This is a genomic window from Cupriavidus sp. USMAA2-4 (assembly GCF_001854305.1).
Taxonomy (GTDB): Bacteria; Pseudomonadota; Gammaproteobacteria; order Burkholderiales; family Burkholderiaceae; genus Cupriavidus; species Cupriavidus malaysiensis.
Map to the genome: position 1 here is coordinate 1,961,456 of NZ_CP017748.1, position 20,521 is coordinate 1,981,976.

Sequence of the window (20,521 nt, forward strand, 5' to 3'; positions counted from 1 at the left end):
GCGTTCAGTGCGCCTGCGGTACCGGTGCCGCGGGCGGCGCGTCGCCTTCCTTCAGGCGGCTGCGATTCAGCACCCCGGCCTGCTCCAGCACCGGGTAGGCGGTCGCGCAGAACAGCGAATTCAGGCGCTTCAGGTCGCTGATCACGTCGAGATGCAGCGAACTGGTCTCGATGCTCTCGGCGGTCTGCTCGGCCACGCGGTGCAGGTGGGAACGCGCGAACTTGAATTCCAGCTCGCGGAAGTTGGCCTTCTCCGCCATCAGTTGCTGCGCGCTCTTCAGGTCGCCGTTGAGGAAGACCGACAGGCCCAGCCGCAAGTTGGCCACCAGGCGCGCGTGCATCTCGGCGATCTCCTGCATGCCGGCCGCGGAGAAGGCCAGGTTGTGCGCGATCTTCTTGTCGCGCGCATCCAGCAGCAGGCGCTCGATGATGTCGCCGGCATGCTCCAGGTTGATGGTCAGCGAGATGATCTCGGTCCAGCGCTGGCCGTCGCGCTCGTCGAGGGCCTCCAGGCTGATGCGGGTCAGGTAGAGCTTGATCGCGGTGTAGAGGTCGTCGACCTCGTTGTCGATGCGGCAGGTGGCTGCCGCCAGCTTGGCATCGTTGTTGCGCAGCACGCGCAGCATATTGTCGAGCATCTGCTCGATGCGGTCGCCGATGCGCAGCACCTCGCGCGCGGCATTGGCCAGCGCCAGCGTCGGCGTCGGCAGCGCGGCCTGGTCGAGGTAGCGCGGCGTGACCTGGCTTTCTCCCGTATTGCGCCCCGGCAGCACCGCTTCGCACAGGCGCGCCAGCGGCCCGGTGGCGCCCAGCAGCAGCGCGGCCAGCCCGATATTGAACAGCAGGTGGAAGCTGACCACCTGCCGCTGCGCATCGGCGCCCAGCAGGGCGAGCAGGTCCTGTGCCTGCGTCAGCAGCGGCAGCGCGACCAGGCAGCCGAGCAGGCGCGAGAGCAGGTTGCCGAGCGCCACGCGCTTGCCCGGCTGGTTGTTGCCCGAGGTGGTCAGCATGGCGGAAATGCCGGAGCCGAGGTTGGCGCCCAGCACCAGCGCCAGGGCCACGTGGATCGACACCACCCCGGCCGAGGCCAGCGCACCGCAGAACAGCACCACCGCCAGGCTCGAGTAGCACAGGATGGTGATCAGCGCGCCGATCAGCATGTCCAGCGAAGGGTCGCCGGTCAGGGTGCTGAACAGCACCTTGACGCCGGCCGCCTGCACCACGGGACGGGTGGCGATCGAGATCAGTTCCAGCGCCAGCGTGATCAGCCCCAGCCCGATCAGCACCCGCCCGACGTGGCCCGGCTTGCTGCCCTTCCACGACAAGTGAAGGATCACGCCGACGAAGATCAGCAGCGGTGACAGCCACGACAGGTCGAGCGAGAACACCTGCACCATCAGCGCCGTGCCGACGTTGGCGCCCAGCATGATGGCCAGCGCCGGCGCCACGGCGATCAGGCCCTGGCCGACGAAAGAACTGACGATGACCGCGGTCGCATTGCTGCTCTGGACCAGGCCGGTAACGCCCAGGCCGGCGAGAAAGGCGGTGAAGCGGTTGGAGATGCTGGCCGACAGCACGTGGCGCAGGTTGGCGCCGTACACGCGCAGGATGCCGACCTTGACGATGTTGGTTCCCCAGACCAGCAGGGCGACGCCCGAGAGGAGATGAAGTAGAACGCCCATGGGAGCCCTTCTGCGACCGGTGCCAGGCGGCTGCGGGCGCAGGCGGGCCCGGTCATCGTGTCGTTATCAAGGGGGCATTATGCGCGTCCCCCCGGGTGGGGGCAACATCATAGGACCGGTCGGAAAATCCCCGTGCCCCTTGCCCGCCCCGGCACCGGGCCGGCGCCACACCACCGTTGCAGCGGCGCCACGCCGGAGCGGCCGCCCCGCCTCAGGGCAATGCGACCCTGATGCCGAGCGCGAGGAAGATCGCGCCGGCCACGCGGTCCAGCCAGCGGCCGGCGCCGGGACGGCGCCGCAGCCAGCCGCCGAGCGTGCCGGCGCACAGCGCGAAGGCGGTGAACACCACCGCCGTCTGCAGCATGAACACCACGCCCAGCAGCAGCATCTGCCAGCCGGCGTCGGCGGCATCGGCCTTGACGAACTGCGGCAGGAACACCAGGAAGAAGAGCGTGACCTTGGGATTCATCAGGTTGGCCAGCACGCTCTGGCGGAACACCTTGCCGAGCGGCACGGCGGCGCTGTCCATGCCGCCGGCCAGCGCACCGCGCGAGCGCAGGGCCTGGACGCCGAGCCAGACCAGGTAGGCCGCGCCGGCCAGCTTGATGGCCTCGAACACCAGCGGAGACGAACGCAGCACGGCGGCCAGCCCGACGGCTGCCACCACCGTGTGGACCAGACACCCGGAGGCGAAGCCCAGCCCGGCCGCCACGCCGGCGCGCCGGCCCTGCGCCATGCCGCGCGCCAGCACCTGGAGATTGTCCGGCCCGGGCGCCACCGTGATGGCCACCGAGGTGATCAAGAAGAGCAGCAGGTCAGGCATGGGGAATGGCTCCGGCAAGGGCGATCGGCGGATCGGTCTGGTGCGGTGGCGATCCGGCGCGCGGGACACCGTCCGCGCGCCGGCTGAGGCATCAGTGGCCGTCGAAGCCGCACACCGTGAACAACGGCAGGCCGGCGTCGCGCAGCAGGCGCGAGCCGCCCAGCTCGGGCAGGTCGACGATGGCCGCCCCCTCCACCACCACGCCGCCCAGGCGCTCCAGCAGCTTGCGGCCGGCCATCATGGTGCCGCCGGTGGCGATCAGGTCGTCGATCAGCAGCACGCGGTCGCCGCGCTTGCAGGCGTCGGCGTGGATCTCGACGGTGGCGCTGCCGTATTCCAGCTCGTATTCCTCCGCCACGGTCTGGTAGGGCAGCTTGCCCTTCTTGCGGATCGGCACGAAGCCCAGGTTCAGTTCGTAGGCGACGATCGCGCCCAGTATGAAGCCGCGCGCATCGATGCCGGCGACCAGGTCGAGCCGGGCATCCATGTAGCGGTGCACGAAGACGTCCACCAGCACGCGCAGGGTCTTGGGATCCTGCAGCAGCGGCGTGATGTCGCGGAACTGCACGCCGGGCAGCGGCCAGTCGGGCACGGTGCGGATGCGGTCGCGCAGGTAGCTGGAGACGTCGCCCAGTTCGGGCGAGTCGATCTTGATGTCGGTCATGGTGTCGGGGGACCTGGAGCGGTACGTGAATTGCCTTAGGAAAACGTCTGCGGGCGTCCGGCCGCGGTGCCTCGGGCCTGGCCGCCATGGCGTGGCCGCGCCTGCGGTATCGGGCTACCACCCGCACCGGGGCGGACGGCAACACAATGGACTGCACCGTCAGATACGGAGCCGCGGCGCCGGAATCGGTCCGGCACCGGCCGTGCAACCCGTAACCATAGCAGGAGACAGCAATGGCCAAGAAGATTTTGATGCTGGTCGGCGACTATGCCGAAGACTACGAGACCATGGTTCCCTTCCAGGCGCTGCAGATGGTGGGGCACACCGTGCACGCCGTCTGCCCGGACAAGAAGGCGGGTGACCAGTGCGCCACCGCGATCCACGACTTCGAAGGCGACCAGACCTACAGCGAGAAGCGCGGCCACAACTTCACGCTGAACGCCACCTTCGCCGAAGTGGACCCGGCGGCCTACGACGCGCTGCTCATCCCCGGCGGCCGGGCCCCCGAGTACCTGCGCCTGAACGCGCGCGTGCTGGAGATCGTGCGCCATTTCGCCGGCGCCGACAAACCGATCGCGGCGGTCTGCCACGGCGCCCAGCTGCTGGCCGCGGCCGGCGTGCTCGAAGGCCGCAGCTGCTCGGCCTATCCTGCCTGTGCACCGGAGGTACGGCTGGCCGGCGGCACCTATGCCGAGATCGCGGTGGACCAGGCCCATACCGACGGCAAGCTGGTCACCGCGCCCGCCTGGCCGGCGCACCCGGCCTGGCTGGCGCAGTTCCTTGCGGTACTGGGCACGCGGATCGTACATTAGGGCTTCCGAACGCGGCGCGCCGGCCTGGCGCGCCACACCCGCGCGGGAGTTGCCGATGTGCGAGATCTTCATCCGGGCCAACCCGGAGTCCTACGTATGCCAGTCGCGCTCGCTGCGCCTGCATGGCGTGGCCACCAGCATCCGGCTGGAAAAACTGTTCTGGGAAGTGCTGGCGGAGCTGGCGCAGCGCGACGGCATGAGCGTCAGCCAACTGATCGCGCGGCTGTATGACGAACTCGCCGCCCACCGGGGCGAGGTGGCGAATTTCTCGTCCTTCCTGCGTGTGTGCTGCCTGCGGTACCTGATGCTGCAGGGCGAGGGCCGCATCCCCGCCGACCCGCGCGTGCCGATCCGTTCGCTCGATGCGGCCGCCGTGCTGCGCGACCTGCCACCCGGCTGGGTCGATACGCCGCCCTCGTCCGCCGCGGCCGCGGCAGCGGCGACTGGACGGTCCGCCCGCCGCGTACCCGTTGCGCGCGCCAAGGCCGGGCAGTTGCCTGCCTAGCGGGTCTAGCGGGTCTAGCGCGCCTGAGCGGCCTAGCCGGCCAGCAGCCTCTGTTCGGCGGTGTCCAGCGCCTCGGACGGGCCGCGCAGCACCAGGATGTCGCCCGGCTCGAGCACGGTATCGTCCTGCGGATCGAAGGCACGGATACCGCGGCGGCGCACCGCGGTCACCTCCACCCCCATCTGCGCCAGGCCCAGCGCACCCAGGCGGCGGCCGACCGAACTGGCCTGCGCCCCGAGCGAGATCGAGCGCAGCCGCACCGAATCGCGCTCGAGCATGTCTTCCTCGTCGTCGCGGCCATGGAAGTAGCCGCGCAACAGGCTGTAGCGCGCGTCGCGCGCCTGCTGCACACCGCGCACCACGCGCCGCATCGGCACGCCCAGCAGCACCAGGGCGTGCGAGGCCAGCATCAGGCTGCCTTCGATGATCTCGGGCACCACCTCGGTGGCGCCGGCCTTCTGCAGGGCATCCAGTTCCGAATCGTCGACCGTGCGCACGATCACCGGCAAGCCCGGCTCCAGCTCCTGCACATGGTGCAGGACCCGCAGCGCCGAGGGCGTGTTGGCGTAGGTGACGACCAGCGCCGCGGCGCGGTGGATGCCGGCGGCGATCAGGGCCTCGCGCCGGCCGGCATCGCCGTACACCACGGTCTCGCCCGCGGCGGCGGCCTCGCGCACGCGGTCGGGGTCGAGGTCCAGCGCGACGTAGCCGATGCCCTCGCGCTCCAGCATGCGCGCCAGGTTCTGGCCGCTGCGGCCGTAGCCGCAGATGATGGCGTGCTTCTCGGTCTGCAGGCTCTGCGCCGCGATACGCGTCATGTTGAGGGACTGCAGCAGCCACTCGTTGGCGGCGAAGCGCAGCACGATGGCGTCGCTGTACTGGATCAGGAACGGCGCCGCCAGCATCGACAGCAGCATGGAGGCCAGGATCACCTGGGTCAGCACCGGGTCGAGCAGGTTCAGTCCGTCGATCTGGTTCAGCAGCACGAAGCCGAACTCGCCGGCCTGCGCCAGGCCCAGGCCGGTGCGCATGGCCACGCCCTGGCGCGAGCCGAAGGCGCGCGCCAGCAGCGCGATCAGCACGAACTTGAAGAGGATGGGCAAGAGCAGCAGCAACAGGACCAGCCACAGGTGATCGAGCACCACGCGCACATTGAGCAGCATGCCGATGGTGACGAAGAACAGGCCGAGCAGCACGTCGCGGAAGGGCTTGATGTCCTCTTCCACCTGGTGGCGGTAGGGCGTTTCCGAGATCAGCATGCCGGCGATGAAGGCGCCCAGTGCCATCGACAGGCCCAGCCGCTCGGTGAGCGCGGCCATGCCGAGCGTGACCAGCAGCAGGTTGAGCATGAACAGTTCCTGCGAGCGGCGCGCCGCCACCACGTGGAACCAGCGGCTCATCAGGTTCTTGCCGACGTAGAAGATCAGGCTCAGCGCCACCACGATCTTCACCGCCGCCAGCGTCAGCGCGGCCGCCATATCGCCGGGGTCGCGCGACAGCGCCGGGATCACGATCAGCAGCGGCACCACCGCCAGGTCCTGGAACAGCAGCACGCTGATGATGTTGCGGCCGTGCTCGGTCTCCAGTTCCATGCGCTCGGACAGCATCTTGGAGACGATCGCAGTGGAGGACATGGCAAGCGCGCCGCCGATGGCGATGGCCGCCTGCCAGCTCAGGTGGAACAGCCAGTTGAACAGCAGGCTGGCCGGCAGCACCGCCAGCATGGTCAGCACCACCTGCGACCCGCCCAGGCCGAACACCAGCCGCCGCATGGCGCGCAGCTTGCCGAGGCTGAACTCCAGCCCGATCGAGAACATCAGGAAGACCACGCCGAACTCGGCCAGGTACTGGATCTGCCCCGAATCGCCGGCCAGCGCCAGCGCGTGCGGCCCGATCAGGATGCCGACCGCGAGGTAGCCCAGCATGGGAGGCAGTTGCAGCATGCGGAAGGCGACCACGCCGAATACGGCGGCTGCCAGCAGCACAAGAGTGAGTTCCAGCGGAGAATGCATCGAAAGGCTCTGGGTGGGCCGGCCCGGCGCACGGGCCGCCCGGCGCGGGCCGCCCGCCGGCGGGACCCGGCAAGCGCGGTTGCCGCCCGGGAACGCCCCCCCTGGTGGGACGGGCCAGACGCCATCGCATTCGTTGGTATACTTCGTCGCCATGATAGCCAATTTCGATGCCGATCGAGCACTTCAGCTCGCTCGCAATACCCTGCAGACCGAGGCCGATGCCGTGGCGGCACTGTCCGCCCGCCTGACTCACGAATTTGCGCGCGCGGTGGAGCTCGTCCTCCACTGCAGCGGCCGCGTGGTCGTTTCGGGCATCGGCAAGTCGGGCCATATCGGCCGCAAGGTGGCCGCCACCCTGGCCTCCACCGGCACGCCCGCCTTCTTCGTCCACCCCGCCGAGGCGAGCCACGGCGACCTCGGCATGGTGACGCGCGACGACGTACTGGTCGCCTTCTCCAATTCCGGCGAGACCGGCGAGCTGCTCGCCATCGTGCCGATCGTCAAGCGCATCGGTGCCCGCCTGATCTCGGTGACGGGCAACCCTGCCTCCACGCTCGCCAAGCTGGCGGACGTGCACCTGGATGCCGGTGTCGAGAAGGAAGCCTGCCCGCTGAACCTGGCCCCGACCGCCAGCACCACCGCGGCACTGGCGCTGGGCGACGCGCTCGCGGTGGCGGTGCTGGACGCGCGCGGTTTCGGCGAAGAGGACTTCGCCCGCTCGCACCCGGGCGGGGCGCTCGGGCGCAAGCTGCTGACCCATGTGCGCGACGTGATGCGCAGCGGCAATGCCGTGCCCGAGGTACGCGAAAGCACGCCGCTGGCACAGGCGCTGATGGAAATCACGCGCAAAGGCATGGCCATGACCGCGGTGGTCGACGCCGACGGCCGCGCCATCGGCGTCTTCACCGACGGCGACCTGCGCCGCCTGCTGGAGACCCCGCGCGACTGGAAGACGGTGCCGATCGGCGACGTCATGCACCGTAATCCGCGCAGCATCGGCCCGGACCGGCTGGCGGTCGAGGCGGTACAGCTGATGGAAGCCAACCGCATCAACCAGCTGCTGGTGGTGGACGAGGGCGGGCGCCTGGTCGGCGCGCTGCACATCCACGACCTGACCCGCGCCAAGGTCATCTGAGGCACGTCGGGCGCCCATGCAATCCATCCTGTCTTCCCTCAGCCGGCTCGCCATGCGCGCGCTGCCCATGCTGCTGATGGCGGTGGTCGCCGGCAGCACGTTCTGGCTCGTGCAGATCAACTCGCCGCGCGAAGCCGCGACCGGCCCGAAGACAGCACGCCACGAGCCCGACTACTACATGGACCGCTTCGCGGCCACCGAGCTCGACGTGAACGGCGACACCAAGTTGCGCTTCAACGGCGACAAGATGGTGCACTTCGAGGACGACCAGACCTACGAGTTCGCCCGCCCCGCGATGCGCTCCTACGATCCGGGCCGCCCGCCGGTGAGCGGCCGCGCCGACCGCGGCAAGATGAACGCGGACGGCTCGATCATCGACCTCTACGACAACGGCCTCATCGTGCGGGCGCAGGGTCCCGACCCGGCGCAGGACCCGCAGATGAGCGCGGCCTCCGAGTACTTCCGGATCCTCGTCAACGACGATCTCGTGAAGACCGACAAGCCGGTGCAGCTCACCCGCGGCGTCTCCGTGATGAACGCCAACGGCCTGCTCTTCAACAACGTCACGCGCGAAGTACAATTGTTCGGCAACGTGCGCGGCACTATCGTCACCACCCCGCGCGGCGCGCCCGCGCCGAGGTCCTAAGTCATGCAACCGCGCGCGGCAACCCGCAGCCGCCGCTTTCTCCATCCGCTCACCATCATGATGCCTGCCTTGAAGACGTGGTTCCGCGCCCGGATTTCGCCTGCCCTGCTGGCCGCGGCCGCCGCGCTCTGCCTGGCGCCGGCCGCCCACGCCGAGCGCGCCGACCGCGACAAGCCGCTGGTGCTCGAGGCCGACAACGCCAGCTACGATGACGTCAAGCAGGTCTACACGCTGACCGGCAACGTGGTCCTGACCAAGGGCACCATGGTGCTGAAGTCGGACGCCGCCGAGCTGCGCACCGACCCCGAGGGCTACCAGTACGCCATCGCCACGGCCAAGCCGGGCAAGCTCGCCTATATCCGCCAGAAGCGCGACAACGTCGACGAGTACATCGACGGCTGGGGCGACCGCATCGAGTACGACGGCAAGCAAGGCATCTCCAAGCTGATCGGCCAGGCCCGCATGGCGCGCCTGGCGGGCGGCAAGCAGATCGACGAGATCCGCGGCGCCGTGATCACCTACGACAGCAACAACGAGTACTACACGGCCAGCAGCAGCGGCGACAAAGGCGCGGTGACCTCCTCGGGACGCGTGCGCGCCGTGCTCTCGCCGCGCCAGCCGGCCAGCGCGCCGGCAGCGCCGCCGCTGGAGCTGAAGCCCGCACCCGCGCCGTCCAAGTCCTGAACCCAGCCGAACGCAACGCATCCAGCGCGCCAGGCGCTCCCAACGCACTGCCCTCATGACCGATACCCAGACCGCCCCCGCCGCCACCGCCAGCAACGGCCAGTCCGCCGGCGGCAGCACGCTGACGGTACGCCACCTGAAGAAGCGCTATGGCTCGCGCACGGTGGTCAAGGACGTCTCGCTCGACGTCAAGAGCGGCGAGGTGGTCGGCCTGCTGGGGCCCAACGGCGCCGGCAAGACCACCTCCTTCTACATGATCGTCGGCCTGGTGGCGCTGGACGAAGGCGACATCGTGCTCGACGGCCTGCACCTGAGCGGCCTGGCCATCCACGAGCGCGCGCGCATGGGCCTGTCCTACCTGCCGCAGGAGGCCTCGGTGTTCCGCAAGCTCAACGTCGAGGAGAACATCCGCGCGGTGCTGGAGCTGCAGATCGTCGACGGCAAGCCGCTGTCGGCGCAGGAGATCGAGCGCCGCCTGGACGCGCTGCTCGACGACCTGCAGATCGCCCACCTGCGCCAGAATCCCGCGCTGTCGCTGTCGGGCGGCGAGCGCCGGCGCGTGGAAATCGCGCGCGCGCTGGCTTCGGCCCCGCGCTTCATCCTGCTCGACGAACCGTTCGCCGGTGTCGACCCGATCGCGGTGGGCGAGATCCAGCGTATCGTCAGCTTCCTCAAGGCGCGCAACATCGGCGTGCTGATCACCGACCACAATGTGCGCGAGACGCTGGGCATCTGCGACCACGCCTACATCATCAGCGAGGGCGCGGTGCTGGCCGAGGGCCGCCCGCAGGAAATCATCGCCAACGAATCGGTGCGCCGGGTCTACCTAGGCGAGAACTTCCGCATGTGATGCGGTGGCCGCGCCTCGCCGGCGCGGGACCGCGACAAAGCGGCAGGAACGTTAGCAATTTTCGTTCCATCGCGCTGCGGATGGGCATAGAATAGGCCGCATGAAACCTTCGCTTCAGCTCCGCCTTTCCCAGCATCTCGCACTGACGCCACAGCTTCAGCAGTCGATCCGGCTGTTGCAGCTTTCCACGCTCGAACTGCAGCAGGAAGTCGAGCAGGCCCTGATCGAAAACCCTCTCCTCGAGCGCGAAAACGATTGGATCGAGAGCCCGCTGCGGGTGGCCGCCGATGGCAGCATCAACGTGCAGAGCGCACCCGCGCCGGCCCCGGCCGAAGCGCAGGGCAATGGCGAGGCACGCAGCGACGAGGGCGGCGGCGATGAAGAGCGCTTCGGCGACGGCGCCGACGACTACGGCAGCGACTGGAGCCTGGACGACTTCGCGCGTCGCCCCCAGGGCGACGAAGACGAGAAGGCGCCGCTGCAACTGCGCGACGCCGAGCCGACCCTGCGCGAGCACCTGATGGAACAGCTCGCGCCGCTGAAGATCTCGGCGCGCGACAAGGGCCTGGCCATCTTCCTGATCGAGTCGCTCGACGACGACGGCTACCTCAGCGCCACGCTCGAGGAGATCTGCGAAGAGCTGCCCGAAGAGCTGGAGTTCGAGATCGAGGAAGTGCAGGCCATGCTGGCCCTGCTGCAGAGCTTCGATCCACCCGGCGTGGGAGCGCGCAATGCGGCCGAATGCCTGGCGCTGCAGCTGCGGCGGCTGTCGCATCCGCAGCGCGAGCTGGCGCTGGGCATCGTCAACCACCACCTGGAACTGCTGGCCGCGCGCGATTACACGCGCTTGAAGAAGGCGCTGCAGGTGGACGAGACGGCGCTGAAGGCAGCACATGACCTGATCCGCTCGCTGGCACCGTATCCGGGCCACGCCTACAACCGTCCGCAGGCCGACTTCGTCGTGCCCGACGTGTTCGTGCGCAAGAGCGGCAGTGGCTGGATCGCCCAACTCAATCCCGACGTGATGCCGCGCCTGCGCATCAACGACATGTACGCGCAGATCCTGCGCGGCGCCAAGGGCGAATCCGGTGCCGCCGGCCTGCAGCAGAAACTGCAGGAAGCCCGCTGGCTGATCAAGAACATCCAGCAGCGCTTCGACACCATCCTGCGTGTCGCACAGGCCATTGTCGAGCGTCAAAAGAACTTCTTCAGCCACGGTGAAATTGCGATGCGCCCCTTGGTTTTGCGGGAGATTGCCGATACACTGGGATTACACGAGTCAACCATCTCTCGGGTGACGACTAACAAATACATGGCCACCCCCATGGGCACTTTCGAGCTGAAGTACTTCTTCGGCAGCCATGTGTCCACGGAAACGGGCGGCGCTGCTTCATCAACGGCTATCCGAGCCTTGATCAAGCAACTGATAGGAGCCGAAGACCCGAAGAATCCCCTGTCCGACAGCCGAATTGCCGAATTGCTGGGCGATCAGGGCTTCGTCGTGGCGCGCCGGACGGTCGCCAAGTACCGAGAAGCGCTGAAGATCCCGGCAGTCAATCTCCGCAAGTCTTTGTAGCCGAGCCGCATCGCCTGCCTGGTGTGGCTCTTTCAGAAGGAGAAGCGCTATGAACTTCAAGATCAGTGGACACCACCTGGACATCACGCCACCCCTGCGTGAGTACGTGGAAACGAAGCTGGAGCGTATCGTCAGGCATTTCGATCAAGTCATCGGCGTTAGCGTGCTGCTCTCTGTCGACAACCACAAGGAAAAGGACAGGCGTCAGTACGCGGAAATCAATCTGCATCTGAAGGGCAAGGACATCTTCGTCGAGGCGCACCACGAAGACCTGTATGCGGCGATCGACGCACTGGTCGACAAGCTGGACCGTCAGGTCATCCGGTACAAGGACCGCGTGCAGAGCCACGACCGGGAATCCGTGAAGTACCAGATGGCTGCCGCACAGATGCAGCAATAGCCAGAGAAAACAATAAGAACAATCTGCCTGATCTGCCTTGAGGCCGCCCGTCGGCCACCAGCACAAGGGCCAGACCACGAACCGCGCATAAAGCGCGGTTTTTTGCTTTTGGCGGACCGGCTCGCGTGCACGCCCCGTACACGCCCTCGTCCGGGGGAGTTCGCAAGTGGCGCGACGCAGTGTATGCTCTCCAATACATGAGTCGCCGCTACCGCCGGGACCGCGGCTTGCGCGCCGCACAAGAAGGCGGGCGGGCTGCTCTATAATGGTCCGATACTCCGCATGCCGGCGCCCGACCGGCGGAGCGAGCGGATATTCCGCCTCTTTGACCCGGCCGGGCGCGCAGCGCACCGGGCCGCTTATCTGGAATCCCTGCGCACCTGCCATGAACCGTTTGGCCAAATTGCTGCCGCCAGGCAACATCACACTCGACGTCAGCGTCACCAGCAAGAAGCGCGTCTTCGAACAGGCCGGACTCCTCTTCGAGAACAACCATGGCGTGGCGCGGGCCACGGTCACCGACAACCTGTTCGCGCGCGAGTCGCTGGGCTCGACCGGGCTGGGCGCGGGCGTGGCCATCCCGCATGGCCGCATCAAGGGCCTGAAGCAACCGCTGGCCGCCTTCATGCGTCTGGCCGAGCCGATCCCATTCGAATCGCCCGACGGCAAGCCGGTGTCGCTGCTGATCTTCCTGCTGGTACCCGAGCAGGCCACCCAGCAACATCTCGAGATCCTGTCGGAGATCGCCCAGTTGCTGTCCGACCGCGACATGCGCGAAGGCCTGGCCACCCTGCCGACGCCCGAAGCCGTGCACCAGCTCCTGACCGAATGGCATCCCTGACCGGCGCTCCGCCCGCAGGCGCGGGCCAAGGCACCGGCGGCGGGTCCTAGCGCTTTCCAGCCCCACCAGACTCCCCCGCATGGAACTCACCGGCGTTTCTTCCCAGTCCATCTTCGACGACAACGCAGCCGACCTCAAACTCTCATGGGTGGCGGGTCTCGAGGGGGCGGATCGCGCCTTCGACGTGGATTTCGCCCGCGAAGCCACCTCGGCCGCCGACCTCGTGGGCCACCTGAACCTGATCCACCCCAACCGCATCCAGGTCCTCGGCAAACCCGAGATCACCTACTACCAGCGGCTGGACGACGAGATGCGCAAGCGGCAGATGGGCGAGCTGATCCTGCTCGAGCCGCCCTTCCTGGTGGTCGCCGACGGCATGGAGCCACCGCCCGACCTGGAACTGCGCTGCACGCGCTCTTCCACACCGCTGTTCACCACGCCGGTATCCTCGGCGGCCGTGATCGACCACCTGCGCCTCTACCTGTCGCGCATCTCGGCGCCGCGCGTGACCATGCACGGGGTATTCCTCGACATTCTCGGCATGGGCGTGCTGATCATGGGCGAATCCGGCCTGGGCAAGAGCGAACTGGGCCTGGAACTGATCTCGCGCGGCCACGGCCTGGTGGCCGATGACGCGGTCGACTTCGTGCGCCTGGGTCCGGACTTCGTCGAAGGACGCTGCCCGCCATTGCTGCAGAACCTGCTCGAGGTGCGCGGCCTGGGCCTGCTCGACATCAAGACCATCTTCGGCGAGACGGCGGTGCGCCGGAAGATGAAGCTCAAGCTGGTGGTGCAACTGGTGCGCCGCAACGACGGCGAGTTCGAGCGGCTGCCGCTCGATTCGCAGTACCTGGACGTACTGGGCCTGCCGATCCACATGGTGAAGATCCAGGTTGCGGCCGGCCGCAACCTGGCGGTGCTGGTCGAGGCTGCGGTGCGCAACACCATCCTGCGCCTGCGCGGCATCGACACGCTGCGCGACTTCATGGACCGCCAGCGGGCCGCGATGCAGGCCGACGCGGTCTCGCGGGGCCAGGGAAGACTGCTCTGACGCCGGCCGGCATGCCGCCGGCCGCTGCTTGCAATTGCTTACAGGAACACGGGCGCGGCCGTCAACGCAGGCCGGCGGCGCGCCGTTGTGTGCGGTAATGGGCATCGAGCCCAGTCAGACACCGCGGCGCCGGCATGGCACGCGGCCATGAAGTCTTCCACAGCCAGGAGAAGAGCATGAAGAAGATGATCGCGATCTGTGCACTGCTGACCCCGCTGTTCGCCACGGGAGCATTCGCCCAAGGCTCGGCGCCCGCGGCGGCCAACTCCCAGCAGGACAAGATGAAAGCCTGCAATACGCAGGCCTCCGGCAAGAAGGGCGACGAGCGCAAGACCTTCATGAAGGATTGCCTGTCCAACAAGCCGGCCGCGGCGGCGGCGCCGATGACCCAGCAGGAGAAGATGTCGGCCTGCAGCAAGCAAGGCAAGGGCAAGAAGGGGGATGACTACAAGTCCTTCATGAAGGACTGCCTGTCCAAGTAAAGACCTCAGGGCGCTGGCGGAGCCCCCCGCCGGCCCCGCCTGGCACGCCCGCGGCAGCGCCGGGCGGCGGTCATGACGGCGACATGCGCTGATGCTATGCTTGCCGTGCTATGCGCATCATTCTTATCACCGGGATCTCCGGCTCCGGCAAGTCCGTCGCACTGAATGTGCTCGAGGACGCAGGTTATTACTGCGTGGACAACCTGCCCGCGCAATTCCTGCCGGAACTTGCCCGCTATCTGGCATCGCAGGGCCACACCCACCTGGGCGTCGCGATCGACGTACGCAGCCGAGAGTCGCTCGACCAGCTGCCCGACGTGCTGCGCAACCTGCGTGCCGAGCACCGGGTGCAGGTCATCTTCCTCACCGCCAATACCGAGGCGCTGGTGCAGCGCTACTCGGAAACGCGGCGGCGCCACCCGCTCTCGATCCGTGCCGACGATACCGGGCAGTCGCCCGCGCCTGAGCCGGCGCTCAGCGACACCTCGCTGATCGAGGCCATCGAGATGGAGCGCGAACTGCTCAATCCGCTGGCCGAGTCTGCCCACCGCATCGACACCAGCAGCGTGCGCACCAATACCCTGCGCGCCTGGATCAAGGAAATCATCCGCGACGAGCCGCTGCAGCTGACCCTGCTGTTCGAGTCGTTCGGCTTCAAGCATGGCGTGCCGAGCGACGCTGACCTCGTCTTCGACGTGCGCTCGCTGCCTAACCCCTTCTACGATCTCGCGCTGCGGCCGCTGACCGGGCGCGACGTGCCGGTGATGGAATTCCTGGAAAGCCAGCCGATGGTGCTGGAGATGGCGGAAGATATCCGCAGCTATGTGGAAAAGTGGCTGCCGAGTTTCATCGCCGACAACCGCAGCTACCTGACCGTGGCGATCGGATGCACTGGCGGGCAGCACCGCTCCGTCTATATTGTGGAAAGGCTCGCCAGCTATTTCCGCGCCCATGGTAATGTGCTGGTGAGGCACCGCGAACTCGTGCCGGCCGGCTGAAGGCCGCCCGGCGTCCCTGCTCCCGGCCCGAGGCGGCAACCGCCCCAGGCCCTTGCTGGCTTGCGCATGGCTCCCACCCAACCAGGCAGTCCCGCCGGCGCCGCCGGTGCCGCTTCCGGCACGGAGACGCAGACGCTGGAATCCCTGCCGCTGTTTCCGCTGCACACCGTCCTGTTTCCCGATGGCCACCTGCCCTTGCGCGTGTTCGAGCCGCGCTATGTCGACATGGTGCGCCGCTGCCTGCGTGACGGCACGCCTTTCGGTGTCTGCCTGATCCAGAGTGGCGAGGAGGTGGCCGCACCCGGCAGCGTCACCGTACCCGAAGCGATCGGCTGCCTGGCCGAGATCGTCGACTGCAATATGGAGCAGCTGGGCGTGCTGCTGATCGAGACGCACGGCACCCAGCGCTTCCGTACGCTCGAGCACGGCACGCGCGAGGATGGGCTGCTGGTGGCGCGCGCCGAAACGCTGCCGCCCGACGTGCTCGACTGCAAGGAAGAGTTGCTCGGAGAATGCACCGCCGCCTTGCGCCGCATCGTCGCGGCCGTCCACGCCGAGGCGTCAGGCAGGAAGCTGTTCACGGAACCGCAACGCTGGCACGATCCGGGCTGGATCGCGAACCGGCTGTGCGAACTGCTGCCGGTTCCGCTCAAGGCCAAGCAGATGCTGATGGCCCTGCCCGATGCCGGCATGCGCATCGAGATCGTGCACCGCTACATGCGGCAGCACCACATCGTCTAGTCCGCCCCGCCCCGCCCCGTCCGGCCACGCCGGGCCTGTGCGCGGCCGCGTGGCTCAGAACAGGCCGGGTGCCGCCTGTGCCAGCAGCAGTTTGCGCACCGGCGCCGGCACGCCAACCCCATCCAGCTGGTCCAGCGCGACCCAGCGCCATGCCGGTGCCGCGGCCTCGGCCGGGCCATCGCCATCGCGCACGGCGGGCGCCGCCATGTCGACGCGGACCGCCCGGATCAGCAGGCGGAAATGCGTGAAAACGTGGGTCAATTCACCGGAGAATACCGCGCGAGACGGCGTGCCATGGCCGTGTGCATAGGCGAGCGCGGCATCCTCGGCCTGTTCGGCATCAAAGGGGACCTGTTCCACCGGCAGTTCGGGCAGGCTCCACAGGCCGCCCCAGATGCCGCTGCCGGGGCGCAGCGTCAGCAGGATCTCGCGGCCGCGCCGCAGCATCACCATCACCGTGCTGCGCTCGGGCTGCGCGGCGCGCGGCTTGGGACTCGGCAGCACCCCCGTCAGGCCGTCGCGCCGCGCCACGCAACCGTCAGCCAGCGGACAGGCGGAGACGTCGGCCAGGCAGGCCGGCCGGCCGCGCGAGCAGATGGTGGCGCCGAGATCCATCAGGCCCTGCGTGTAGGACACCATGTCGCGCGCCTGCTCCGCCCCGGCCGGTGGCAAGGCGGCATCGGCCAGCCGCCACATGCACGCCTCCACGGCGCGCTCTCCCGGGTGCCCGTGCAACCCGAAGAAGCGCGCGAACACACGCTTGACGTTGCCATCGAGAATGGGGGTGCGCACGCCCGCGCTGAAGGCAGCGATCGCCGCCGCGGTGGAACGGCCGATGCCCGGCAGCGTGACCAGCACGGCGGGATCGGTCGGGAAACGCCCCTGGTGCTCGGCCACGACCTGCCGGGCACAAGCGTGCAGGTTGCGCGCGCGCGAGTAGTAGCCCAGGCCGGCCCACAGCGCCATGACCTCGTCGGCCGGCGCGGCCGCCAGCGCCTCGACGGTCGGCAGGCTGGCCATGAAGCGCTGGTAGTAGTCGATCACGGCGCTGACCTGGGTCTGCTGCAGCATGATCTCGGACAGCCAGATCCGGTAAGGATCGCGGGTGTTCTGCCAGGGCAGGTCGTGGCGGCCATGGGCGCGCTGCCAATGCACCACGCGCATGCCGAAATCGGCTGGCACCTCAGGATCGTTGGCGTCGGCGGGAATTGTGCTGGCGGGCTTGCGGGGCATGGCGGGAGGCGACTGGAAACGGCTGCGAAAAGCGGCTGCGAAGAACGGCTGCGAAGAACGGCTACGGTGGCAGGGCTGCCGCGCGGGACGGCCGGTGCCGCCGCGTGGCGCGCCACATGATACAGCCTCACCCGCCCCTGCCGCGCGCGCCGGCGCCAGGCGCCCGGCGCGTCACGCTGCCCGCACGCTCGATGCGTTTTCCGCCTCGGGCCGTGGCACATGCCGCGCGAAATAGGCGATACGCCCGCTACGCTCGTCGAGCCCGTTGAGCACCTCCTCAAGCTGGGCGATACGGTTCTCCAGCGTGTCGGTCGCCTCGTGGATGCGCTCGATCGAGTCGACGCGGCGCCGCAGCTGCTTCTGGTGCTCGCGAACCTGTGCCTCGAGCGGCGTCATCACCGACTTCAGCCAGACCTCGATGTCACGGTTCAGGTCGCGGAAGACATCGAGCACGCGGCTGGCAATGGCGGCGAACGCGCCCTGCACCAGTTGCGGACGCGAGCGCGTCAGCATGCTGACCGCGCCGAAGTGGCTGTGGGTCAGCGCCAGGATGTCCCGCAGCTCGCCGGCATAGCGCGCCGTCAGGAACTGGATCGGCGCGGGCAGCGTGAAACCATGCTCTGCGTTGAAGCGGCGGTACATGCCGTCGATCAGCTGGTGCAGTTCGACGATGCGGGCATTGGCCTCCTCCACCAGGGTGCCCAGCCGCTCGAACAGCAGCTCCATTTCGTCGCGCAGGCCGCGCGAGAAAAAGCGCTCCTTCATCTGCTCGCGCGCGCCGCGCATGATGGCGCGCACGTCGCGCAACTGCAGGCTCCGGATGATTTCCGCGCTGTGGCGGCCGAACACGATGCGCAGCGCCTGGAACTTGGCGATGCTCTGCTCGAACTCCTCCTTCTCTGACTGCACGCGCAGCAGCATGTGCTTGACCATCGCGTGGTTCTTGCCGCGCAGGCCACGCAGCTCGAACAGCTGCTCGACGATATCGCGGCGCCGGCCCTGCAGCAGTTGCTGCGCGCCGCGCGCCATTTCCTCGACCGAGCGCTCGACCTGCTCGGCAGCGATCTCGCGCCGCTGCGGGATCAACTGCTCGGACAGCACCTGTTCGAAGCGCGGGATGCCGCTGCGTGCCAGCAACATGTCGTCGCGGGTGACCTTGGCCACCAGGCCCTTCTGTGCCGACACCGGATAGACGCGCGCCTCGTCGATACCCAGCACCTGCGCGCTGGAGCTGACCTGGCGCGCGATCTCCTGCTCGGTCTGCTCGGCGCTGCGCAGCGGATCCCACAGGCCATCGATCTTGTTGAGCACCGCCAGGCAACCCTTGCGATGCCCCGCGCCGACGTGGCTGCGCCACAGCTCCAGGTCGCTCTTGGTCACGCCCGCGTCGGCGGACAGCACGAAGACCACCACGTGCGCATCGGGAATCAGCCGCAGCGTCAGCTCGGGCTCGGTGCCGATGGCGTTCAGGCCCGGCGTGTCGAGGATCACCAGGCCCTGGCGCAGCAGCGGGTGCGGGAAGTTGATGACGGCATGGCGCCAGCGGGAGATCTCGACCATGCCATCGGCGTCGACCGCATAGGCCGCATCGGGATCGTCCTCGTGGTACAGGCCCAGCGATTCGGCTACCGGACGCGTCACGCGGATGGTCTCGACCACATGCTGGAAGGCCGACAGCATCCCCTCGGGCGAGGACGGGTCGAGCGGCACCGTATGCCAGTGCCCTGCGGCCGCGCCGGCCTCCAGGAAGTCAGCGGTGGAAGCGTCCTGCAGCCGCGTCTCGATGGGCAGCAGGCGGATGCAAGGGGCCTCCTGCTCGTCGTAGCGCAGTTCGGTCGGGCACATGGTGGTCCGCCCGGCCGAGGACGGCAGGATACGGCGGCCGTAGTCGGCGAAGAAGATGGCGTTGATCAGTTCGCTCTTGCCGCGCGAGAACTCTGCGATGAAGGCGACCTTGAGCCGGTCGCTCTTCAGTACGTTCTGGATGCGCTGCGCCCGCTCCTCCGCCTGCGCATCATAGAGATCGAACTGCTGCAGGCAGGACTGGAACTCGGCCAGGGCACTCAGCACCCCGGTCCGCCAGGCGCCGTATTGTTCGAATTGATGGGCGAGGGTCGTTGTCATTTGGTGGCTCGACTCGATGTCCTGTGGCGGCGCCCGACGCGGCACCGGCAGCCCGCGTGGACACTTTTTTGTAACACTCCATGACAGGGCACACGATACAGGTTTACGGCGCCGCCCGGTGGATTTGCGGGCGGATTCCGCCCGACTGTTGCGCCGCGCCATCGTCCCGCCGGAGCGGCGCGCCGGCGGCCCCTGGAGGCGCCGGCGCGACATGCCCGGGACCGGGCGCGGTCAATGCTGGCAGCGTGGACAGTAGAAGGTGGAGCGCTGGCCCTGCACGATCTGCCGGATCGGGGTGCCGCAGGTCCGGCACGGCTTGCCGGCGCGATCGTAAACGCAGCAGTCGAGCTGGAAGTAGCCGCTGGAGCCGTCGCTGCCGACGAAGTCACGCAAGGTGCTGCCGCCGCGCGCGATGGCCTCGGCCAGGATCTCGCGCACCGCCGCGGCGAGCCGCTCGCAACGCGCGCGGCTCAGCCGGCCGGCCGGCGTGGTCGGATGGATGCCCGCGCGGAACAGGCTCTCGGAGGCGTAGATATTGCCGACGCCGACCACGATGTCCCCGGCCAGCAGGACGGTCTTGATGGCGGCGCTGCGCCCGCGCGTATGCCGATGCAGCCACGCGCCATCGAAGCCGGCATCGAAGGGCTCGATGCCGAGCCCGCGCAGCAGCGGATGGGCAGCCAGTTCCGACTCCGGCAAGTGGCTCCACAGCACCGCGCCGAAGCGCCGCGGATCGCGGAAGCGCAGCACCACGGGCGCCGGCGGCACGCCTTCGGCCTCGGCAGCCTCCAGGTCCAGGTCGACGTGATCGTGCGGCCCCGGCGGCGGGGCCTCGGGCAGGACACGCAAGGTGCCGGTCATGCCGAGGTGGATGATGAGCCAGCCCGTGGCCTGCGTATCCATGCCCGCGTTCCCGGCCGGGTCGGCACACTCGAGCAGCAGGTACTTGCCGCGCCGCTCGATGCGGCGGATCACGCGGCCCGCCAGCCTCGCTTCCAGCCCGGGCTCCACCGGCCAGCGCAGGCCGCGGTGGCGCACCGTCACGGCAGCGATGCGCCTCCCCGTCACATGGGGCAGCAGACCGCGCCGGGTCACTTCGACCTCGGGCAACTCGGGCATCGAACCTCTCCTTCCGCAAGCGTTCCAAGTCTTGTTCCCCGCGCCGCTCGCGTCGGCCGGGAAAGCCTGCGCGCCACGCCCTGTCCGTCGGCAGGCGCACAGCCGGGCATTGTAGCGGCACGCTACAATGCCCCTAACCATTTG

General features: G+C 68.4%; 20 protein-coding genes. 13 read left to right on the forward strand and 7 right to left on the reverse strand.

Annotated features, from left to right (window positions below):
- Positions 1–4 precede the first annotated feature (4 nt).
- The 3 genes from BKK79_RS08560 to BKK79_RS08570 form a co-directional block, all read right to left on the reverse strand.
- On the reverse strand, positions 5–1,681 hold the full coding sequence (locus tag BKK79_RS08560; RefSeq protein WP_071010925.1) for a Na/Pi cotransporter family protein: 1,677 nt from the start codon (positions 1,679–1,681) through the stop codon (positions 5–7).
- A gap of 211 nt (positions 1,682–1,892) precedes the next feature.
- Positions 1,893–2,504 (reverse strand): LysE family translocator, encoded by a 612-nt coding sequence (locus BKK79_RS08565; protein WP_071010924.1) that lies wholly within the window; start codon positions 2,502–2,504, stop codon positions 1,893–1,895.
- A 91-nt stretch (positions 2,505–2,595) separates the two neighbouring features.
- On the reverse strand, positions 2,596–3,168 hold the full coding sequence (locus BKK79_RS08570) for an adenine phosphoribosyltransferase (RefSeq protein ID WP_071010923.1): 573 nt from the start codon (positions 3,166–3,168) through the stop codon (positions 2,596–2,598).
- A gap of 233 nt (positions 3,169–3,401) precedes the next feature.
- On the opposite strand from BKK79_RS08570, the gene BKK79_RS08575 reads away from it, so the two are divergent.
- Together BKK79_RS08575 and BKK79_RS08580 are read left to right on the forward strand one after the other, a co-directional pair.
- The gene (locus BKK79_RS08575; RefSeq protein ID WP_071010922.1) at positions 3,402–3,980 is read left to right on the forward strand and encodes a DJ-1/PfpI family protein; all 579 of its coding nucleotides are present in this window, start codon (positions 3,402–3,404) and stop codon (positions 3,978–3,980) included.
- Between the two features lie 55 nt (positions 3,981–4,035).
- Entirely contained in the window at positions 4,036–4,485 is a 450-nt protein-coding gene (locus tag BKK79_RS08580) for a ribbon-helix-helix domain-containing protein (RefSeq protein ID WP_083383928.1), read from the forward strand.
- A 32-nt stretch (positions 4,486–4,517) separates the two neighbouring features.
- Here BKK79_RS08580 and BKK79_RS08585 read toward each other — a convergent pair whose 3' ends face one another.
- A complete protein-coding gene (locus tag BKK79_RS08585) occupies positions 4,518–6,497 on the reverse strand; it encodes a monovalent cation:proton antiporter family protein (RefSeq protein ID WP_071037540.1) in 1,980 nt (659 codons plus the stop codon).
- A gap of 151 nt (positions 6,498–6,648) precedes the next feature.
- Between BKK79_RS08585 and BKK79_RS08590 the strand changes: the two genes are divergently transcribed.
- From BKK79_RS08590 to BKK79_RS08640, 11 genes are all read left to right on the forward strand, one after another.
- On the forward strand, positions 6,649–7,632 hold the full coding sequence (locus BKK79_RS08590; RefSeq protein ID WP_071038473.1) for a KpsF/GutQ family sugar-phosphate isomerase: 984 nt from the start codon (positions 6,649–6,651) through the stop codon (positions 7,630–7,632).
- Positions 7,633–7,648: 16 nt separating this feature from the next.
- Complete coding sequence (gene lptC, locus BKK79_RS08595; protein WP_071010920.1) at positions 7,649–8,278, forward strand: LPS export ABC transporter periplasmic protein LptC; 630 nt, start codon at positions 7,649–7,651, stop codon at positions 8,276–8,278.
- 57 nt (positions 8,279–8,335) lie between these two features.
- Positions 8,336–8,962 (forward strand): lipopolysaccharide transport periplasmic protein LptA, encoded by a 627-nt coding sequence (gene lptA, locus BKK79_RS08600; protein WP_071016040.1) that lies wholly within the window; start codon positions 8,336–8,338, stop codon positions 8,960–8,962.
- 55 nt (positions 8,963–9,017) lie between these two features.
- On the forward strand, positions 9,018–9,812 hold the full coding sequence (gene lptB, locus BKK79_RS08605; RefSeq protein ID WP_071010919.1) for an LPS export ABC transporter ATP-binding protein: 795 nt from the start codon (positions 9,018–9,020) through the stop codon (positions 9,810–9,812).
- Between the two features lie 100 nt (positions 9,813–9,912).
- On the forward strand, positions 9,913–11,388 hold the full coding sequence (locus BKK79_RS08610) for an RNA polymerase factor sigma-54 (RefSeq protein WP_071010918.1): 1,476 nt from the start codon (positions 9,913–9,915) through the stop codon (positions 11,386–11,388).
- 49 nt (positions 11,389–11,437) lie between these two features.
- A complete protein-coding gene (gene hpf / locus BKK79_RS08615) occupies positions 11,438–11,788 on the forward strand; it encodes a ribosome hibernation-promoting factor, HPF/YfiA family (RefSeq protein ID WP_071010917.1) in 351 nt (116 codons plus the stop codon).
- Between the two features lie 385 nt (positions 11,789–12,173).
- On the forward strand, positions 12,174–12,629 hold the full coding sequence (gene ptsN, locus BKK79_RS08620; protein WP_071010916.1) for a PTS IIA-like nitrogen regulatory protein PtsN: 456 nt from the start codon (positions 12,174–12,176) through the stop codon (positions 12,627–12,629).
- A 79-nt stretch (positions 12,630–12,708) separates the two neighbouring features.
- Positions 12,709–13,680 carry an HPr(Ser) kinase/phosphatase gene (hprK, locus tag BKK79_RS08625; protein ID WP_071010915.1) on the forward strand — a complete coding sequence of 324 codons (972 nt, stop codon included), beginning with the start codon at positions 12,709–12,711 and terminating at the stop codon, positions 13,678–13,680.
- A 176-nt stretch (positions 13,681–13,856) separates the two neighbouring features.
- Positions 13,857–14,162 carry a PsiF family protein gene (locus BKK79_RS08630; protein ID WP_071016037.1) on the forward strand — a complete coding sequence of 102 codons (306 nt, stop codon included), beginning with the start codon at positions 13,857–13,859 and terminating at the stop codon, positions 14,160–14,162.
- Between the two features lie 110 nt (positions 14,163–14,272).
- Positions 14,273–15,160, forward strand: coding sequence for an RNase adapter RapZ (rapZ, locus tag BKK79_RS08635; protein WP_071010914.1), 888 nt, complete (start codon positions 14,273–14,275; stop codon positions 15,158–15,160).
- Between the two features lie 66 nt (positions 15,161–15,226).
- Complete coding sequence (locus BKK79_RS08640; RefSeq protein ID WP_084084615.1) at positions 15,227–15,901, forward strand: LON peptidase substrate-binding domain-containing protein; 675 nt, start codon at positions 15,227–15,229, stop codon at positions 15,899–15,901.
- 54 nt (positions 15,902–15,955) lie between these two features.
- On the opposite strand, the gene mutY is transcribed toward BKK79_RS08640, so the two are convergent.
- The 3 genes from mutY to mutM all read right to left on the reverse strand — a co-directional run bounded on the left by mutY (position 15,956) and on the right by mutM (position 20,377).
- Positions 15,956–17,134: an A/G-specific adenine glycosylase gene (gene mutY, locus BKK79_RS08645; protein WP_071010913.1), complete on the reverse strand. Its 1,179-nt coding sequence runs from the start codon at positions 17,132–17,134 to the stop codon at positions 15,956–15,958.
- Between the two features lie 171 nt (positions 17,135–17,305).
- The gene (locus BKK79_RS08650) at positions 17,306–19,258 is read right to left on the reverse strand and encodes a dynamin family protein (RefSeq protein WP_071010912.1); all 1,953 of its coding nucleotides are present in this window, start codon (positions 19,256–19,258) and stop codon (positions 17,306–17,308) included.
- 231 nt (positions 19,259–19,489) lie between these two features.
- Positions 19,490–20,377, reverse strand: coding sequence for a bifunctional DNA-formamidopyrimidine glycosylase/DNA-(apurinic or apyrimidinic site) lyase (mutM, locus tag BKK79_RS08655; protein ID WP_071037541.1), 888 nt, complete (start codon positions 20,375–20,377; stop codon positions 19,490–19,492).
- Positions 20,378–20,521 lie beyond the last annotated feature (144 nt).

Excerpts from the sequence above, each read along its gene's own strand:
- ptsN (WP_071010916.1), top strand. The coding sequence starts at position 12,174 with ATGAACCGTTTGGCCAAATTGCTGCCGCCAGGCAACATCACACTCGAC.
- BKK79_RS08570 (WP_071010923.1), bottom strand. The coding sequence starts at position 3,168 with ATGACCGACATCAAGATCGACTCGCCCGAACTGGGCGACGTCTCCAGC.
- BKK79_RS08560 (WP_071010925.1), bottom strand. The coding sequence starts at position 1,681 with ATGGGCGTTCTACTTCATCTCCTCTCGGGCGTCGCCCTGCTGGTCTGG.
- BKK79_RS08650 (WP_071010912.1), bottom strand. The coding sequence starts at position 19,258 with ATGACAACGACCCTCGCCCATCAATTCGAACAATACGGCGCCTGGCGG.
- rapZ (WP_071010914.1), top strand. The coding sequence starts at position 14,273 with ATGCGCATCATTCTTATCACCGGGATCTCCGGCTCCGGCAAGTCCGTC.
- hpf (WP_071010917.1), top strand. The coding sequence starts at position 11,438 with ATGAACTTCAAGATCAGTGGACACCACCTGGACATCACGCCACCCCTG.
- lptB (WP_071010919.1), top strand. The coding sequence starts at position 9,018 with ATGACCGATACCCAGACCGCCCCCGCCGCCACCGCCAGCAACGGCCAG.
- BKK79_RS08630 (WP_071016037.1), top strand. The coding sequence starts at position 13,857 with ATGAAGAAGATGATCGCGATCTGTGCACTGCTGACCCCGCTGTTCGCC.
- BKK79_RS08580 (WP_083383928.1), top strand. The coding sequence starts at position 4,036 with ATGTGCGAGATCTTCATCCGGGCCAACCCGGAGTCCTACGTATGCCAG.
- BKK79_RS08585 (WP_071037540.1), bottom strand. The coding sequence starts at position 6,497 with ATGCATTCTCCGCTGGAACTCACTCTTGTGCTGCTGGCAGCCGCCGTA.
- lptC (WP_071010920.1), top strand. The coding sequence starts at position 7,649 with ATGCAATCCATCCTGTCTTCCCTCAGCCGGCTCGCCATGCGCGCGCTG.
- lptA (WP_071016040.1), top strand. The coding sequence starts at position 8,336 with ATGATGCCTGCCTTGAAGACGTGGTTCCGCGCCCGGATTTCGCCTGCC.
- hprK (WP_071010915.1), top strand. The coding sequence starts at position 12,709 with ATGGAACTCACCGGCGTTTCTTCCCAGTCCATCTTCGACGACAACGCA.
- BKK79_RS08610 (WP_071010918.1), top strand. The coding sequence starts at position 9,913 with ATGAAACCTTCGCTTCAGCTCCGCCTTTCCCAGCATCTCGCACTGACG.
- mutY (WP_071010913.1), bottom strand. The coding sequence starts at position 17,134 with ATGCCCCGCAAGCCCGCCAGCACAATTCCCGCCGACGCCAACGATCCT.
- BKK79_RS08590 (WP_071038473.1), top strand. The coding sequence starts at position 6,649 with ATGATAGCCAATTTCGATGCCGATCGAGCACTTCAGCTCGCTCGCAAT.
- BKK79_RS08640 (WP_084084615.1), top strand. The coding sequence starts at position 15,227 with ATGGCTCCCACCCAACCAGGCAGTCCCGCCGGCGCCGCCGGTGCCGCT.
- BKK79_RS08565 (WP_071010924.1), bottom strand. The coding sequence starts at position 2,504 with ATGCCTGACCTGCTGCTCTTCTTGATCACCTCGGTGGCCATCACGGTG.
- mutM (WP_071037541.1), bottom strand. The coding sequence starts at position 20,377 with ATGCCCGAGTTGCCCGAGGTCGAAGTGACCCGGCGCGGTCTGCTGCCC.
- BKK79_RS08575 (WP_071010922.1), top strand. The coding sequence starts at position 3,402 with ATGGCCAAGAAGATTTTGATGCTGGTCGGCGACTATGCCGAAGACTAC.